Here is a 15,879-nt window from a genome sequence, read left to right as displayed (position 1 = left end):
AACGAAAGCAGGGATGAGGAGTAAGCCATGGCTCTGATCGAGACGCTCGGCTTCGGGCAGGAAGGCTGGGGCGGCGTGTTGCTGCTCGCAGCATTGATGACCGTCGCGTTGACGCTCGCGGCGCTCGCAGTCGGCGCAGTGTTCGGCGCGATCATCGCGGCCGCGAAGCTGTCGCGCTTTCGCACGGCGCGCGTGCTGGGCGATCTGTACACGACGGTGTTTCGAGGCGTGCCCGAGCTGCTCGTCATCTATCTGTTCTACTTCGGCGGCTCGACGCTCGTGACCACGGTTGGTCAGTGGTTCGGCGCCGAAGGCTTCGTCGGCGTGCCGCCGTTCGTGATCGGCGCGCTGGCCGTCGGCATGATCTCGGGCGCGTATCAGGCGGAGGTGTATCGCTCGGCCGTGCTCGCGGTGTCGAAAGGCGAACTCGAAGCGGCGCGCTCGATCGGCATGCCGACCATGACGATGGCCCGCCGTATTCTGATTCCGCAGGTGCTGCGTTTCGCGCTGCCGGGTATCGGCAACGTGTGGCAGCTGAGCCTGAAAGACTCCGCGCTGATTTCGGTGACGGGTCTTGCCGAACTGCTGCGCGCCAGCCAGATCGCCGCCAGTTCGACGCACCAGTATTTCCTCTTCTTCGTCGTGGGCGGCGCGCTGTATCTGGTGATGACGGGTATCTCGAACCGCGTCTTCAACCGTGCCGAAGCACACGTGGGCAAATCCTTCCGGCGCAACTTCGCGCGTAACTGACGACGGAGCGCCAACATGTCTTTCGATTTCGACTTTTTGCTCGACACGCTGCGCCAGTTGCTCGGCGCCGTGCCGACCACGCTGGGTCTGTTCTTCGCGTCGCTGGTGCTGGGCGGTTTGCTGTCGCTCGTGATCGTCACGATGCGCGTGTCGCCGCACTGGCTGCCGAACCGCTTTGCGCGTGCGTACATTCTGGTGTTTCGCGGTTCGCCGCTGCTGATCCAGATGTTTCTTGTCTACTACGGCCTCGGCCAGTTCGGCGTGATCCGCGAGAGCTTTATGTGGCCCGTGCTGCGCGAGCCGTATGTCTGCGCGGTCCTGTCGCTTGCACTTTGCACGGCAGGCTACACGGCGGAAATCATTCGCGGCGGTCTGATGGCCGTCCCCGTCGGGCAGATCGAAGCGGGTTATTCGATCGGCCTGTCGGGCATTTCGCTTCTGCGCCGCATCATCGGCCCGATCGCGTTGCGCCAGTGCCTGCCCGCGTATTCGACGGAGGCCGTGCTGCTCGTCAAGTCGACGGCACTCGCGAGTCTCGTCACCGTGTGGGAAGTGACGGGCGTCGCGCAGCAGATCATCCAGCAGACATACCGCACCACGGAAGTGTTCATCTGCGCTGCGCTGATCTATCTGTTCCTGAACTTTGTCGTCGTGCGCCTGCTCGGTTTGCTCGAACGGCGTCTGTCGCGCCATCTGCGCGCAGCGCCCGTGAACGCTGCGCCGCGCGCGATTCCGCCCGCTACCGAAGCACGTCGTGCCGCACCCTGACGGCCCATCCAGGAGAATCTCATGAACGCTACGGCACCCGTTGCACTGTCGGTCAAGAACATTCACAAGTCGTTCGGCGACCATCACGTTTTGAAGGGCATTTCGCTCGACGCGCATGAAGGCGACGTCATTTCGATTCTCGGCGCAAGCGGCTCGGGCAAGAGCACGTTCCTGCGTTGCCTGAACCTGCTCGAAACGCCGGACGACGGCAGCGTCGCGCTCGCAGGCGAAACGCTGAAGATGAAACGCCGCAAGGACGGCAAGCTGCAACCGGACGACCGCAAGCAGGTCGACCGCATCCGCTCGCAGCTCGGCATGGTGTTTCAGAACTTCAATCTGTGGTCGCACATGACCGTGCTCGACAACCTGATCGAAGGGCCGATGCGCGTGCAAAAGCGCAGCCGCGCGGAGGCCGTCGAAGAAGCGGAGGCATTGCTCGCGAAGGTGGGCCTTGCGGAAAAGCGCGGCCACTATCCGGCGCATCTGTCGGGCGGTCAGCAGCAGCGCGTCGCGATTGCGCGTGCGCTAGCGATGCACCCGAAAGTCATGCTGTTCGACGAACCGACTTCTGCGCTCGATCCCGAACTGGTCGGCGAAGTGCTGCGCGTGATGCGCTCGCTCGCGGAAGAAGGCCGTACGATGCTCGTCGTCACGCACGAAATGGGCTTTGCGCGGCACGTGTCGAACCGCGTGATGTTCCTGCATCAAGGGCAGACGGAATGCGACGGCACGCCCGACGAGGTATTCGGCGATCTGAAGTCGGAGCGCTTCAAGCAATTCGTGTCGAGCCATCATTCGCGCACCGCGAACTGAGTGGGTTCGCTCCGCTTGAGAACCTGAGACTCAACAAACATTAGAAAAGCAGTACACGTACCGAGAAAGGCAACATCATGGCAGTCATCCGATCCGACCGTCCTCTGAACTGGCGCGAACTGGCCGCGGTCGCGGCGGGCGAGCCGCTCGTGCTCTCCGATGCGGCGCGCGCGCGCATCGCGGCCGCGCGTGTGCTCGTCGAGCAGATCGTCGAGCGCGGCATTCGCGCGTATGGCGTGAACACGGGCGTCGGCGCGCTATGCGATGTGATCGTGTCGCCGTCGGAACAGCGCACGCTGTCGCGCAACATATTGATGAGCCACGCGGTGGGCGTCGGCGCACCGCTTGGCGTCGCGGAAACGCGCGCGATCATGGCCGCCGCGATCAACAACTTTGCGCACGGCCACTCGGGCATTCGTCTCGAGATCGCGGATCAGCTGGTCGCCTTGCTCGATGCAGGGTATATCCCCGAAGTGCCCGCGTTCGGCTCTGTCGGCTATCTGAGCCATATGGCGCATATCGCGCTGGTGTGCATCGGCGAAGGACATGTGCGGCACGGCAACGAACGGATCAGCGGACGCGAGGCGCTCAGGCAGCTCGAACGCGAGCCGCTCGTGCTCGAAGCGAAAGAAGGCTTGAGCCTCATCAACGGCACGCCTTGCGTGACGGGACTCGCGGCGCTGGCGCTCGCTCGCGCCGAACGCGTGCTCGACTGGACCGACGCGATCGCGGCGATGAGCTTCGAAAATCTGCGCGGACAGCTAGCCGCATTCGATGCCGATTCGCTCGCGTTGCGTGTGTCGCCGGGATTGAATCTCGTCGGTGAGCGGATGCGTAATGCGCTTGCCGAGAGCGGCATTCTTGCGTCGGTAGTGGGTCAGCGCACCCAGGATCCTCTTTCGATGCGCACGATTCCGCACGTGCACGGCGCGGCGCGCGATGTGCTCGATGCGACCGTTGTCGTCGTGAACCGCGAACTCGCGTCGATCACCGATAATCCGATCGTCGCAGGGACGCCGGATGCGCCGCGAGTTTATTCGCAGGCACATGCAGTGGGCGCGTCGATCGCACTTGCGATGGACAGTCTCGCGACGGCGATTGCGCAGGTCGCGGCGATGGCCGAGCGGCGTCTCGACCGGCTCGTGAATCCGCTCGTGAGCGGCTTGCCGGCGTTTCTCGCGGAGCCTGGCGGTACGTGCTCCGGCTTCATGATTGCGCAGTACACGGCCGCTTCGCTGGTCGCGCAGAACCGGCGGCTGGCCGCGCCCGCGAGCCTGGATGGCGGTATCACATCGGGCTTGCAGGAAGACCATCTGTGTCACGCGACGCCCGCCGCGCTGAAGGCATTGGAAATCATCGACAACACCGGCCGCATCATCGCGATCGAGTTGCTGGCGGCGGCACAGGCATACGACCTGCAACCCATCGACGCGTCGCGCGCGCCGCACACCGACGCATTGTGGCGCAGGGTGCGCGCCGTCGTACCGACGTATCGCGACGATCGTCCGCTGGCCGACGATATGGCCGTTGCGTTCCGCCTGATCGGCGAGGCAGCGCCGCCGTTGCCGCCCGCTTCGGGCAACTTGCCTTCGACGCCGGCACCCAGCGATCACACGGGCTTTGCCGCGCACGCCGCGAATGATCCGAAGGCTGCCGCGCAGCACGCGCCGCAATCCGCCGCATAAGAATGCGATCAACCCACGAGGTCGACGTGAACATGACGATAAACGGGCACCTGGAGACGGCAGAGGAACATTCCACTGGCGCGCGCACGACGCCTGCCAAAGCGATGCCCGCGTACGAGCAGATCAAGCGTTACGTGATCGCGCGGATCGAAGAGGGCGTCTGGAAACCCGGCGGATTGATTCCGTCGGAAGCGGAGCTGGTGAAGGAGTTCGGCGTCGCGCGCATGACGGTATCGCGCGCGCTGCGCGAGTTGACGACGGAGCGCGTGCTGACGCGCGTGCAAGGCTCGGGCACGTATGTCGCGCCGCAACGCTATGAATCGACGGTGCTCGAAATCCGTAATATTGCCGACGAGATCACCGCGCGCGGTCACCGCCATTCGGCGCGCGTGCTGACGCTTGAAGCGAGCGACGATCCGCTCGCGCTCGATGCGCTGGTGCTCGCGAAAGGCCCCGTGTTCCATTCGCGCATCGTGCACAACGAAGAGAGCGAGCCGATCCAATACGAGGACCGCTATGTGAATCCGCGCGTGTTTCCGGATTATCTGGATCAGGACTTCACGATCGAAACGCCGAATCACTACATGGTGCGTCTCGCGCCGATCCAGCGTGCCGAGTTCCGCATCTACGCGCAGAAGCCCACCGCGCATGTGCGCCGCCATCTGATGATGGAGATTGGCGAGCCTTGCCTGATGCTGTGGCGCAGGACATGGGTTGGGGAGCAGGTCGCGACGTCGGTGCAGCTATGGCATCCGGCATCGCGGTTTCATCTGGCAGGGAATGTGTAGGTTTTTTTTGCTGCGCTGGCATCCGCGATTCGGTATCTAGCTTCATGCGTTGCCCCTGTGCGAGGTGGCACTTACTTTTGATTGTCTGCGACGCTGGGTGGTTTGTTTTGGTTTTGCGCGGGCATCCGCGAATTGTTTTGCCTGCTTCAAGCGTCGCCCCTGTGCGGGGCGGCACCTACTTTTCTTTGCCGCCGCAAAGAAAAGTAGGCAAAAGAAAGCGGCTAACACCGCCAGCATTTCTTCCTGCCTGAGGGCCCCCACAGGTTCTTACGCTTCACACGGCAACTTTCCTGTTCGCGTGCGTTGCCAACGCTCTCTCCATACGCCTCACCCGCTTCATGCGCCCGCGTCGCCGCACGCCGTGCCAGATATTCCACCGCCGCCCAGGTGGCAAACTGTGTGTAGGCCGTAGTACTGCACACGCCTTACTCCGGACCGATAGCGCAAGCGTCCCACCCTGTAAGAGCGTTAACGCATATGACGCGACAACCTACACACAGTTTGCCACCTGGGCGGCGCATACCATTCGCTGCCGCTCGCCCATGTACGGGTATTCGAAGTGGGTGAGGCATTCATTCGAAGCGTTGGCAACGAGCACCGACCAGCGCACTGCCGTGTGAAGGATGGGGAAGTTGGGGGCCCGTGGATAAGAACAAGAATTGGCGGTGTTAGCCGCTTTCTTTTGCCTACTTTTCTTTGCGGCGGCAAAGAAAAGTAGGTGCTGCCCCGCACAGGGGCAACGCATGAAGCAAGCTAACGCATCGCGGATGCCAACTACAACCTCAAAACACCAACATCTGTGAGAGATTGGCCAGCGATTCAACGCGTAACGAGCGCAGAGAAGCCGAGAGGCAATTAAGGCGCCCAGCTTGCAAAGACTACCCCTGTCTCTGCGAAGTATCCGGCGCAAACCGGCATCCAAGCCTGTATCGCGATCCCGGATGCACGAACCGCGCGAAGGTCACCGCGACGCCGCTCGTCCACGTGCGCCGCATCAGCGTGAGGCACGGCTCTTCGGGCGCGATCTGCAGCAACTCGGCTTCCGCGCGGCTCGGCAGGCCGGCGTCGACGACATGCTCGACGTCATGCGCCGGCACGACGCTGAACAGGTACTCGGAAGGACGCACGGCCGCAAAATCCTGCTCGATGAAATCCGGTGCGATGGCGGGATTCACGTAACGGTCCTCGAGTTGCACGGGCAAACCGTTCTCGCGATGCACGCAGATCACATGAAACACCGACGCGCCCAACGGAAGCCCCAGCGCATTAGACACATTGACAGGCGCCACCTCGCGCTGCATGAGGACGGTCTGATAGCTGTATTCATGGCCACGCGAGCGGATCTCGTCGCCGATGTGCGCGATCATCAGCAGCGTCGATTGCGGCTTGGATTCGGCGACGAACGTGCCGACACCCGACACACGCGTCAACAAGCCTTCATTCGTGAGTTCGCGCAACGCGCGGTTGACAGTCATCCTCGACACGCCGAGCGACTCGACGAGATCGAGTTCCGATGGAATGCGATCGCCCGCGCGTCGCTCGCCGGAGTCGATCGTGTTGCGGATGTATTGCTTGACCTGCTCGTAGCGCGCGGCAGGGGCGCCGTTCGGTGCATCGGGCGCCATCGCGTGAGCATTCGGCCCGCGAGACTTGCGTGCTTTCGCAAGGGCTCGCGTGCGCAGCTTGTCGCGGATGGCGGGGGCGGGCATCGGCTTTTATCAGCTGAGGCGGGCGCTCATACCGGGTCCGCGCTGTCCGCGCCGCGCGACCAGAATGCGTTGCGGTCGAAGTAGTTTTGCAGGAACTGGCGCAGGCGCGGCTGATTCGCGTCGTGAAAGACATCTTGCGGCTTGCCTTGCACGGCGATGCGCCCCTGATCAATAAACACTACCTTGTCGGCAACCTGCGCCGCGAAGCCCATTTCGTGCGTGACGACAGCCATCGTCATGCCGTCGCGCGCAAGCTGCTTCATCACCTGTAGCACTTCGCCCACAAGTTCCGGGTCGAGCGCGGAGGTCGGCTCATCGAACAGCATGATGTGCGGCTCCATCGCGAGCGCGCGTGCAATCGCGACGCGCTGCTGCTGACCGCCCGATAGCTTCGCCGGATACGCGTCGCCCTTGTGCGCGAGGCCGACCGTTTCGAGCATCGCATTGGCGCGCTTTTTCGCATCGTCGCGCGACAGATTCCGCACACGCAACAGCGCTTCCATCACGTTGCCGAGCGCCGTCATATGCGGCCACAAGTTGAACTGCTGGAACACCATGCCGACGTTGCGGCGCACGCGGTTGATCTCGCCCTGCGACGCGCGCACGCGCTTGCCGTTGCGTTCCGTATAACCGAGCAACTCGCCTTCGATACGCACGTCGCCGTGATCGTAAGTCTCCAGCGCGGCGAGGCAGCGCAGCAGTGTGCTCTTGCCCGAGCCCGATGGCCCGATGATGCACACCACTTCCGAGCGGTTGATGTCGAGATCGACGCCGCGCAGCACTTCGACGTCGCCGAAGCGCTTGCGCAGATCGCGCACATCGATCAGCGGCGCCTGGCCGGATTGCGTCATATCGAGCGTAGAAGAAGCGGGCATGTCGACGAGTGCATTCATGATGAACCTTGATTATCGATTACGCCATGAAGCGGGCAACGCGCGCTTCCGCCCACATGCCGGCACGCGACGTGAGTTCGACGAGCGCGAGATAGCACACGCACAGCACGAGCAAGGTTTCGACGAACGCGAAAGTCGCGGAGCCGATGCCCGTCAGCACGAACGTCAACTCGGGCACGGTGACGATCGACAGCACGGCCGTTTCCTTGCTGAGCACGATGGTCAGGTTGGTCAGCGCGGGCACGATCAGCACCAGCATTTGCGGCACCTGGATGCGCAGCACCGCTTGCCAGCGCGTGAGGCCGAGACATGATGCGGCTTCGAGATGTCCGCGCGGTATCGATTGAAAACCGGAGCGGAATGCTTCCGCGAAATACGCGCTGCCGTACAGGCCGAGGCCGAGCACGCCGGCCGTCAGCGGTTCGAGCGTCAAGCCGAACGACGGGCCGCCGTAGTAGAGCAAAAAGAGTTGCACGAGAAACGGCGTGCCGCGAAACAGCTCGATATACACGCGCAACACGCCGCGCACCCAGCGCCCGCAAAAAAGTTGCAGCACGGCGATCAGGAAGCCGATCAGCAGGCCGAGCGCGACGCCGATGATCCATGTGCCAAGCGTCGTCGCGAGGCCAGCGGCGATGGGCTGCAGATTGTGCGTGATGACGGTGGGATCGAATTGCTGCATCGTTCGGTCCTCAGGTGTGTTGCAGACGATGCTCGGCGGTGTGCGCGACCAGCGCAAGCGCACCGCAGATCACGAAGTAGATCAATCCCGCCGCGACATAAGCTTCGAGCGGCCGGTACGTGCTGGCTGCGATGTTTTGCGCGGTGCGCGTGATTTCGGCCACGCCGACCACGGAGATCAGCGACGACGCCTTGATCAGCAGCACCATTTCGTTGACGAGCGAAGGCAGCGTCATGCGAAAGGCTTGCGGCACCTGAATGCGGCGCAGCATGTCGATGGGCGAGAGGCCGAGCATGCGCGCCGCTTCGATCTGGCCGGGCGGAATGTTCAGAAAGCCGCCGCGCAGTATCTCCGCGATATACGACGCGGAACAGAGCGACACCGCGCTGATCGCGGCGACGATGGGCGACACGTTGATGCCGACGAACGGCAATAGGTAATAGACGAGCAGCAGTTGCACGAGCATCGGCACGCCGCGAAAGAAGAACACATATGCGCCGCCGAAGCGTTGCGCAATTGCCTTCGACGACAATCGCGCCGAGCACACACCGATGCCGACGAAGAAGCCGATCACCAGCCCCGTCAGCGAAATGCCGATCGTTGCGAGCGCGGCTTGCAGCAGGAGTGGAAAACCTTGAGCGAAAACGTGGGCGCTGAACATGGCCTGTTGCCTGCAAGAACGGACATGTAAGCGGCGCGCCCGAGAGCGGGTGCGCCGCGCGATTCAGGGCATCAGTAGTTGGGCGTGGGCATCGTGGTGGGCGCATCCATTGCCACGCCGAACCATTTCTTCTGCAACGATGCCAGACGGCCGTCGTTGTGCATCTTGACCAGCGCGGCGTTGAACGCGTCGGCGAGCGGCTTGCTGTCCGCATCCTTGCGCAGGCAGTAGGCGAAGTACACTTTCGCGCCGAACGGCGGCGTGACGACGGCGAACGCTTCGGGGCGCTGTTTCGCGACGTACGCGATGTTGGTCATCGAGTTGGCGACGGCAGCGATGCGGCCCGCTGCGAGATCCGCATACGCCTGATTGTTGTCGACGTATTCGCGCACTTCGGGCTGCTTCGGCAGTGTCGCGATGTAGGCCTTCAGCTGATCGAGCTGTGCGGAGCCTTTGCCCGCGCCGACAATCTTGCCGGCGATGTCCGATGATTGCTTGAGCGACGTATCGTTGGCGCGCTTGAGAAGCGCGTCGGTCGCGTCAGCGACGGGCAGCGTGTACGTATACCGTTCCATGCGCGCTTTCGTCACCGTGAGCGGGCCGCCCACCATGTCGAACTTGCCCGCTTCGAGACCGGGCAGCACGCTCGGCCAGGGTAGATCGATGAAGCGCACTTTCACGCCGAGTTCTTTGCCGACTTCGGCGAACAGGTCCTTGTTGAAGCCAGCCTGCTGGCCGTTCTCGAGGAAGTCGAACGGCGCGAACTGCATCTCCGTTCCGACTACGAGTTCGCCTGCCTTCTTGACCTTCGCGAGTTGATCTTCCGCGTGCGCGCCGACGCTGGCTACGGACGCGGCGGCGCAGAACGCCACCATCGCGAGACGACACTTCCAGCCTGCAAAGATACCCATTGAGATTCTCCCGTTGGCAAAGTGTGTCGCGCTCGACGTGGCGGGGCGCGAATCATGCGAGGCAGTATATACCGCTGGTTTTGCGCGAAAAAAATAATCGCATGCTGTCAAACCCTAATGCCGCTGGCGCATCTTCTGCAGATGATTGAAGCCAGGTGCAACGCAACTTGCGATTGCGCTTTTGGCGGTATATACAACGTGAAACTCTCGCTGATCCGCATGCGGTGTGCGCGGCGATGTATCGAAGCATGGTTCGATGCATGTATCAAATAGTCAGTTCAATCTTCGTGATGAAGGAGTTCCGCAATGCAGCCAGCCACTCGCATTCCGATTGTCGATCTGGCCGGCGTGCGCGCCGGTGACCGCGACGCGCTCGCGCGCGCGGGCCGCGAGATACGCGATGCATGCACGACCATCGGCTTCTTCTACATCGTCAATCACGGCGTGCCGCAAGCGGTGATCGATCGTGCGGAACAGGCGGCGCGCGAATTCTTTGCGTTTCCCGTCGAGACGAAACGGCGGGCGGCAGTGAATCATCGGCATCGCGGCTTCAATGCGCTGGGCGACGCGACGATGTATCAGGCAAAACGGCCCGATTACAAGGAGTTCTATAGCATCGGTCTGGAGTTGCCCGAGAGCGATCCCGACGTGCTCGCGGGCCAGGCGCTGCGCGGGCCGAACAACTGGCCGGACTTCATGCCGGCATTGCAGCCCGCGTTGTACGGCTATTACGAGGAGGTCGGTGCATGCGGCGCGGACTTGCTGCGCGCGGTGGCGACGGGCCTGGGCGTTCCTGAAGATTTCTTCGCGCCGCGCTATACGAAGCGGATGCAGCGCACGCAGATGGTCTACTATCCGCCGCAGCCGCCGCAATCCGATGATGACCAGTTCGGCGTCGCGCCGCATACCGATTACGGCTGCATCACGCTGCTGTGGCAGGATCAGGTTGGCGGGCTGCAGGTGCGCGAAATCGCGAATGAGACGTGGATCGAGGCGCCGCCCATTGAAGGCAGTTTCGTCGTGAATGTCGGCGATCTGCTGGCGCGCTGGACGAATGACCGCTTTCGCTCGACGCTGCATCGCGTGATCAACGGGTCGGGCCGCGAGCGCTATTCGATCGCGACGTTTTATGATCCGACTTATACGTCGAACGTCGATCCGCGCGATCTCGGCACGCCCGACGCCGACAGCAAATACGAACCCGTCGCTGCGGGCGACTATATTCTGGGCCGCATCAACAGTTCGATGGGGTATCGGAAGAAGCTCGCCGCAGAGCAAGGAACGACATAAGGAACCGCATGACAGTGAACGAACGGGCCGCGCTCGCATCGACCTTGGCCGCGTTGCGCGAAGCGTTGGGCGATGACGCGGTGCGCGTGGGCGATGAAATCGGCGAGCGCTCGATGACGGATTGGACGCGTCACGAACCCACACGTCCCGCCGCCTTGCTGCTGCCGCGCACGACGGAGCAGGTCGCACGCGCGTTGATGATCTGCAACGACGCTCGCCAGAGCATCGTGCCGCAGGGTGGAATGACGGGCCTTGCGGGCGGCTCGATTCCACGCGCGACGGATATTGCGTTGTCGCTGGACCGTCTTGCTGGCGTCGAGGAAATCGACAGCGCAGCGGCGACCCTCACCGTGCGCGCCGGCACGACCTTGCAGGCCGCACAGGAAGCGGCGACGCAAGCGGGCTTCGAACTTGCGCTCGATCTCGGCGCGCGCGGCTCGTGCCAGATCGGCGGCAATCTCGCAACGAACGCGGGCGGCAATCGCGTGATTCAATCGGGCACCGCGCGTGACCAGGTGCTCGGTCTCGAAGTCGTGCTGGCGAACGGCGCGGTGCTGAGTTCGCTGAACAAGATGGTGAAGAACAATACCGGCTATGACCTGAAGCACTGGTTCATCGGCTCGGAAGGGACGCTGGGCGTGATCACGCGCGCGGTGCTGAAGCTGCAGCCGCAGCGCGCGTCGCGTCATACGGCGCTCGTTGCGCTGAGTGATTACGATCAGGCCGTCAGTCTGCTGCGCCGGCTCTCGACGCGCTTCGGCAACGACATCGGCGCATTCGAGATCATGTGGCCGGACTTCTTTGACTTCGGCGTGAAGCTGACGGGCACGCGCTCGCCATTTGCCGAAGCGCATCCGTTATACGCATTGATCGAGCATGCGAGCTTCGATACCGATGACGACGGCTCGCGTTTTTCCGGCGTGCTGATGGAGGCGCTTGATGAAGCGGCGATCCGCGACGCCGTGATCGCGCAATCGGTTGCCGATACGCGCGCGCTGTGGGCGATCCGCGAATGCACGGCGGAATTTCCCGTCAAGCTCGATCCCATCAACTTCGACGTGAGTTTGCCGATTGGCGAGATCGGCGCATTCGTCGATCGTTGCCGCGCCGCGATCGACCGCGCCTGGCCGGGCAACGAGTCGTATTTCTTCGGGCATATCGGCGATTCGAATCTGCATGTGACCGTCGACGGGCATTCCGTGCCGGGCGTCGATCATCATGACGTATATGCGCTCGTCTATGACATGCTCGCGCCGCTGCGCGGGTCGGTGTCGGCGGAGCACGGCATCGGCTCGCTCAAGCGCGAGTTCCTGCCCGTGTCGCGTTCGGACGAAGAACTCGCCGTGATGAAAGCGATCAAGCATGCGCTCGATCCGAATGGGATTTTGAATCCGGGTAAGTTGTTCTAGTGTTTTTATGCCCACGACGGTTCGTCATGAATGCCGCAGCATCCATGACGAACCGTCATCTGCGCTCAATGCGCATCCAGATACCTGACGATCGTCGGAAACACATCGAGTGCCGCGCGCTTACCGAACACGCAATCGATATGTCCATATCCGTCGATCACATGTCGTTCGTAGTTCTCCGGCCCGAACTTTTCTACTAAAAGATCGTAGGTCATCTCCGTGCTGGTCGGCAGATAGCAGAGATTCTCCGAGCCGTGAATGAACGCGATAGGCAGCTTCATGCCTGCGATGTTCGGCATATACACATCGTTCCCGTTCGCATCGACCACATGCCCCGCGCGCACCATCGCCGCGAGCTGATTGAATAGCTCGACATCGTGGATGCCGAATAGCTCCTGCAGATTCGCGTGCAATTGCTCGTCGAGTTGCTCGTGCTCGTAGAGCAGGCCATACAGGAACGTCGCGCGATGGCACACGGCGCTGTTGCACGTTTCGTCGCGCTCGACAGGGAAGAACTTCAGCGCTTCATCGAGCAGGTTGTGCGGCCATTTCTCGTCCTGTGTATAAGCGGTCATATCCTTGATGCCCAGATGCTGAAGAATCTGCGGCGTGTGCAGTCCCGCCTTGACCCGCTGCAACAGTCCCGGCACGGGATGCGCCGACACCTGCGACATCACCGCGGATCGCACGCCCTTGAGTCCCGACATCAGCGACATGCTCAAGGCCAGCCCGCCCAGGCAATGCCCGATGACCTGAATCCCATCGACACCTGTCAACTCGCGCACCTTCGCGACAGCGGCGGGAATGTCGTAGCGTGCGATTTCATCGGCGGTAGTGCGTTCTGTCGCGCTCGGCAGTTCGATGCTCACACGCAGGTCGACGAGCCAGACGTCGTAGTGCGCGGCGCACAGGAACTCGACGAGGTTCGTGCCGACCAGGTCCGTCGAGAAGATGCGGCTGGATACGCCTGAGCCGTGAATCAGCAGCAGCGGTCCCTTGGCGCCGCCGTGATAGCGGGCGAGCCGCAGCGTCTTGCCGTCCTCGGTATTGAAGTAGGTGATCTGCGGCGCGGGCGCGCGCAACGCGCGGCGCACGCGCGGCGGCGCGTCGGGATCGAAATATTGCAAGGGCGCCGCGACGCCACCGTATTCCGTGTACAGCACACCTGCAAAAAAGCGGCCGAATTTCAGCGTATACGCAAGGCGCGTTTCGATATCGGGTGTATTCGTTACTTCGATCGTGCGCTGCTGCTTGAGGAAATTCTCCGGCGTGATGATGAGCGTCGCGTGACCGATGACGGGCGCGTCGTCGGCATCGGATTCGCGGATCTTCGCGTAGAGCGTGTTCGTCTGCGTCCACAGTTCCGTCAGCGACGTGTGCGTGATGATCTTCTGACCGGTCAGATAGAAATGCTTGCCGTCGACGGTGTCGAGCGTCATCCGGTAGTTCATGTTGCGCCGCTCGACATTCGTTTCGTCGACGACGAACAGGTTGAAGATGCCGTCGTTGACGGTCATCGGTTGCGGCGACAAGGCGGTGCAGGTCAGCGTGCCGATCATATGCGCCTGATGCTGCGGGTTCGCGAGCATGTCGTCGAGATCGTCGGAGACGACGGTCACGGTGAAGCTGATGGGCGTGCCTTCCGCTCGGTCGTCTTGCTGGCCTTCGGGCTTGACGTCGCCGGTGTAGTACGTGCCGATCATCGTCTCGGTGAAGCGCAGGCCGATTTTCAGCGCGGGCGGCGGGGCGGTGTCGCCCGCCGCGTTGTAGTCGATGTTCCAGCCGCGCGACTGCGCAAGCTGCGCGCAATTGCGCTCGGCCAGCGCCGAGATCGTCAGCAACGGGTTCACGCCGAGCGAGAGCGGCATCACAGCGCCGTCCATCACGTATAGCCCTTCGTGCACCGCGTTGCCGTCCGTGCCGGAAAACACGCGGCCCGCCTCATCGACGACGCCATGCGCGGCATCCTCCGCCATCCCGCACCCACCCAACGGATGCACGGTGACGGTGCGGTTCTGGAACAGATCGGCGGAAATCGGGTTGCGCACATACGTGCCGCCTAGCGCGCCCGTCGCTTCGATCAGCGTCTTTTCGACGGTTTCGTAGATCGGCTGCTTGCCCGCGTTCGGCCAGCTCACGCGCGGGCGGCCGCTTTCGACGGTGATCTGGCCGCTTTCGTCGTCGTGCGCCATCACGAGGTAGGTCTGCGTGTTGCGCATCGCGCCGTGATACGGGCCGCGCAGAATGCTCTCGGCGATGCGCGCTTCGTCCGCGAGCGGCGGGTCGCCTGCCGGGTCCGGCATTTCGACGCCTTCGGCAGGCGCCGCGAGGCCGAGCACGCCCATCAGGCCGAGGCCGATCGGCGCGGCAACCGATCCTTCCTCGATCACGAAGCCGTCCTTCACATCGGGCGTGTTGCGATGGTCGATGATGCCTGTGATGCACGGGCCGACAGGTGGAATGTCGCCAGCGGGATGCGTACCCCAGCCGACGCCGTTGATCACCTTGTCGGTGTTGAACGCGAACGCGAGCACGTCGCCGTTGCCCGTGAAGTGCTGGCCGAGCTGTTTCGACACAGGCAAGCCCGCTTCCTGCGAGCGCAGCAGGATCGCCGTCGAGCCGAGCGTGCCCGCCGACAGGATCACGATGTCGGCCGTCACGAACAGTTCGGGCGCGTCGTACAGTTCCCGCTTCAGATCGGCGGGTTGATAGCGCACGCACCAGACGCCGCGCGCGTTGTCGCGCACCACCGAATGCACGGCCGCGCCCGTGAAAATCTGCGCGCCATGCGCGGCGGCGTCGGGCAGATAGTTCATGTGTGTCGAGTTCTTCGCGCCGTGATTGCAGCCCGAATTGCAGTCGCCACAGCCGATGCAGCGCTGCTGGTCGACGCCCGCCGCGTTCTTGCCGTCCTTGAACGTCACCGTGATGGGCGGGCGGTAGAAGCGGTCGCTCATGCCGAGCCGTTTCGCCGACAGCTCAAGCGCATCGAGTTTTGGCAGGTTGGGGTAGTCGTCGGGAACGGGCGTCGCGCCGAGCATCGTTTTGGCGCGCTCGTAGCAAACGTCGAGATTCGCCTGGTCTGCGCGCAAGGCGGCGGGCCAGCGCGGATCGTCCCACAGGCGCGCGTCGGGCTTGAGCGCGACGTTCGCGTTGATCAGCGACGTGCCGCCCAGTCCACAGCCGACCACCACGTTCACATCGGGATTCACGTGCACTTCGAGCAGCGCGAGCGGCGAGCCGATCTGCGCGACGCCCGTGTTGTACTGCATTTGCGCGACACCTTCGAGCGGCGTGGCGGGAAAGTCGCCCGCCATGAACTCGCGGCCACGTTCGAGCAGGCACACGCTGCGTTTCGCGCGGGCCATGCGGCTCGCGGCAATCGCGCCGCCATAGCCGGAACCCACGACCACGACCTCGTAATGGTCCTTCATCGCCGAAAGGGCGCTGGACAAGCGGTTCATTCGACCACCTCTTTATATTGGATGTGCGCCGGGGCGGGGGAACCCTGGCGATATAG

13 protein-coding genes are annotated in these 15,879 nt (G+C 63.0%); 7 read left to right on the top strand and 6 right to left on the bottom strand.

Annotated elements, in window-relative coordinates:
• Positions 1–27: 27 nt before the first annotated feature.
• The 5 genes from C2L64_RS27550 to hutC (C2L64_RS27530) all read left to right on the top strand — a co-directional run bounded on the left by C2L64_RS27550 (position 28) and on the right by hutC (C2L64_RS27530) (position 4,804).
• Positions 28–750 (top strand): ABC transporter permease, encoded by a 723-nt coding sequence (locus tag C2L64_RS27550; protein WP_007587161.1) that lies wholly within the window; start codon positions 28–30, stop codon positions 748–750.
• Positions 751–765: 15 nt separating this feature from the next.
• On the top strand, positions 766–1,518 hold the full coding sequence (locus tag C2L64_RS27545; protein WP_007587163.1) for an ABC transporter permease: 753 nt from the start codon (positions 766–768) through the stop codon (positions 1,516–1,518).
• Positions 1,519–1,539: 21 nt separating this feature from the next.
• Positions 1,540–2,331: an ABC transporter ATP-binding protein gene (locus tag C2L64_RS27540; protein WP_007587171.1), complete on the top strand. Its 792-nt coding sequence runs from the start codon at positions 1,540–1,542 to the stop codon at positions 2,329–2,331.
• 77 nt (positions 2,332–2,408) lie between these two features.
• A complete protein-coding gene (locus C2L64_RS27535) occupies positions 2,409–4,016 on the top strand; it encodes an HAL/PAL/TAL family ammonia-lyase (protein ID WP_007587172.1) in 1,608 nt (535 codons plus the stop codon).
• 32 nt (positions 4,017–4,048) lie between these two features.
• Positions 4,049–4,804, top strand: coding sequence for a histidine utilization repressor (gene hutC, locus C2L64_RS27530; protein WP_007587173.1), 756 nt, complete (start codon positions 4,049–4,051; stop codon positions 4,802–4,804).
• A gap of 878 nt (positions 4,805–5,682) precedes the next feature.
• Here hutC (C2L64_RS27530) and hutC (C2L64_RS27525) read toward each other — a convergent pair.
• The 5 genes from hutC (C2L64_RS27525) to C2L64_RS27505 form a co-directional block, all read right to left on the bottom strand.
• Entirely contained in the window at positions 5,683–6,429 is a 747-nt protein-coding gene (gene hutC, locus C2L64_RS27525) for a histidine utilization repressor (RefSeq protein ID WP_007589468.1), read from the bottom strand.
• A gap of 110 nt (positions 6,430–6,539) precedes the next feature.
• A complete protein-coding gene (locus C2L64_RS27520) occupies positions 6,540–7,406 on the bottom strand; it encodes an amino acid ABC transporter ATP-binding protein (protein ID WP_007589467.1) in 867 nt (288 codons plus the stop codon).
• Between the two features lie 19 nt (positions 7,407–7,425).
• The gene (locus C2L64_RS27515) at positions 7,426–8,088 is read right to left on the bottom strand and encodes an amino acid ABC transporter permease (RefSeq protein ID WP_007589465.1); all 663 of its coding nucleotides are present in this window, start codon (positions 8,086–8,088) and stop codon (positions 7,426–7,428) included.
• 10 nt (positions 8,089–8,098) lie between these two features.
• Positions 8,099–8,749 carry an amino acid ABC transporter permease gene (locus C2L64_RS27510; protein WP_007589463.1) on the bottom strand — a complete coding sequence of 217 codons (651 nt, stop codon included), beginning with the start codon at positions 8,747–8,749 and terminating at the stop codon, positions 8,099–8,101.
• A gap of 71 nt (positions 8,750–8,820) precedes the next feature.
• Positions 8,821–9,660 carry a transporter substrate-binding domain-containing protein gene (locus tag C2L64_RS27505; RefSeq protein WP_007589462.1) on the bottom strand — a complete coding sequence of 280 codons (840 nt, stop codon included), beginning with the start codon at positions 9,658–9,660 and terminating at the stop codon, positions 8,821–8,823.
• Between the two features lie 306 nt (positions 9,661–9,966).
• Between C2L64_RS27505 and C2L64_RS27500 the strand changes: the two genes are divergently transcribed.
• Both C2L64_RS27500 and C2L64_RS27495 read left to right on the top strand, forming a co-directional pair.
• Complete coding sequence (locus C2L64_RS27500) at positions 9,967–10,950, top strand: isopenicillin N synthase family dioxygenase (RefSeq protein ID WP_007589461.1); 984 nt, start codon at positions 9,967–9,969, stop codon at positions 10,948–10,950.
• Positions 10,951–10,958: 8 nt separating this feature from the next.
• Positions 10,959–12,359 (top strand): FAD-binding oxidoreductase, encoded by a 1,401-nt coding sequence (locus C2L64_RS27495; RefSeq protein WP_007589459.1) that lies wholly within the window; start codon positions 10,959–10,961, stop codon positions 12,357–12,359.
• Between the two features lie 65 nt (positions 12,360–12,424).
• Here the strand turns inward: C2L64_RS27495 and C2L64_RS27490 are convergent, their stop codons facing one another.
• Positions 12,425–15,823: an alpha/beta fold hydrolase gene (locus tag C2L64_RS27490; protein WP_007589457.1), complete on the bottom strand. Its 3,399-nt coding sequence runs from the start codon at positions 15,821–15,823 to the stop codon at positions 12,425–12,427.
• Positions 15,824–15,879: the final 56 nt, after the last annotated feature.

The sequence above is a fragment of the Paraburkholderia hospita genome (assembly GCF_002902965.1).
GTDB classification, from domain to species: Bacteria; Pseudomonadota; Gammaproteobacteria; order Burkholderiales; family Burkholderiaceae; genus Paraburkholderia; species Paraburkholderia hospita.
This window is presented reverse-complemented; position numbering and strand designations above follow the sequence as displayed.

Excerpts from the sequence above, each read along its gene's own strand:
- C2L64_RS27515 (WP_007589465.1), bottom strand. The coding sequence starts at position 8,088 with ATGCAGCAATTCGATCCCACCGTCATCACGCACAATCTGCAGCCCATC.
- C2L64_RS27495 (WP_007589459.1), top strand. The coding sequence starts at position 10,959 with ATGACAGTGAACGAACGGGCCGCGCTCGCATCGACCTTGGCCGCGTTG.
- C2L64_RS27535 (WP_007587172.1), top strand. The coding sequence starts at position 2,409 with ATGGCAGTCATCCGATCCGACCGTCCTCTGAACTGGCGCGAACTGGCC.
- C2L64_RS27520 (WP_007589467.1), bottom strand. The coding sequence starts at position 7,406 with ATGAATGCACTCGTCGACATGCCCGCTTCTTCTACGCTCGATATGACG.
- C2L64_RS27550 (WP_007587161.1), top strand. The coding sequence starts at position 28 with ATGGCTCTGATCGAGACGCTCGGCTTCGGGCAGGAAGGCTGGGGCGGC.
- hutC (WP_007587173.1), top strand. The coding sequence starts at position 4,049 with ATGACGATAAACGGGCACCTGGAGACGGCAGAGGAACATTCCACTGGC.
- C2L64_RS27540 (WP_007587171.1), top strand. The coding sequence starts at position 1,540 with ATGAACGCTACGGCACCCGTTGCACTGTCGGTCAAGAACATTCACAAG.
- C2L64_RS27505 (WP_007589462.1), bottom strand. The coding sequence starts at position 9,660 with ATGGGTATCTTTGCAGGCTGGAAGTGTCGTCTCGCGATGGTGGCGTTC.
- C2L64_RS27500 (WP_007589461.1), top strand. The coding sequence starts at position 9,967 with ATGCAGCCAGCCACTCGCATTCCGATTGTCGATCTGGCCGGCGTGCGC.
- C2L64_RS27545 (WP_007587163.1), top strand. The coding sequence starts at position 766 with ATGTCTTTCGATTTCGACTTTTTGCTCGACACGCTGCGCCAGTTGCTC.
- C2L64_RS27490 (WP_007589457.1), bottom strand. The coding sequence starts at position 15,823 with ATGAACCGCTTGTCCAGCGCCCTTTCGGCGATGAAGGACCATTACGAG.
- hutC (WP_007589468.1), bottom strand. The coding sequence starts at position 6,429 with ATGGCGCCCGATGCACCGAACGGCGCCCCTGCCGCGCGCTACGAGCAG.
- C2L64_RS27510 (WP_007589463.1), bottom strand. The coding sequence starts at position 8,749 with ATGTTCAGCGCCCACGTTTTCGCTCAAGGTTTTCCACTCCTGCTGCAA.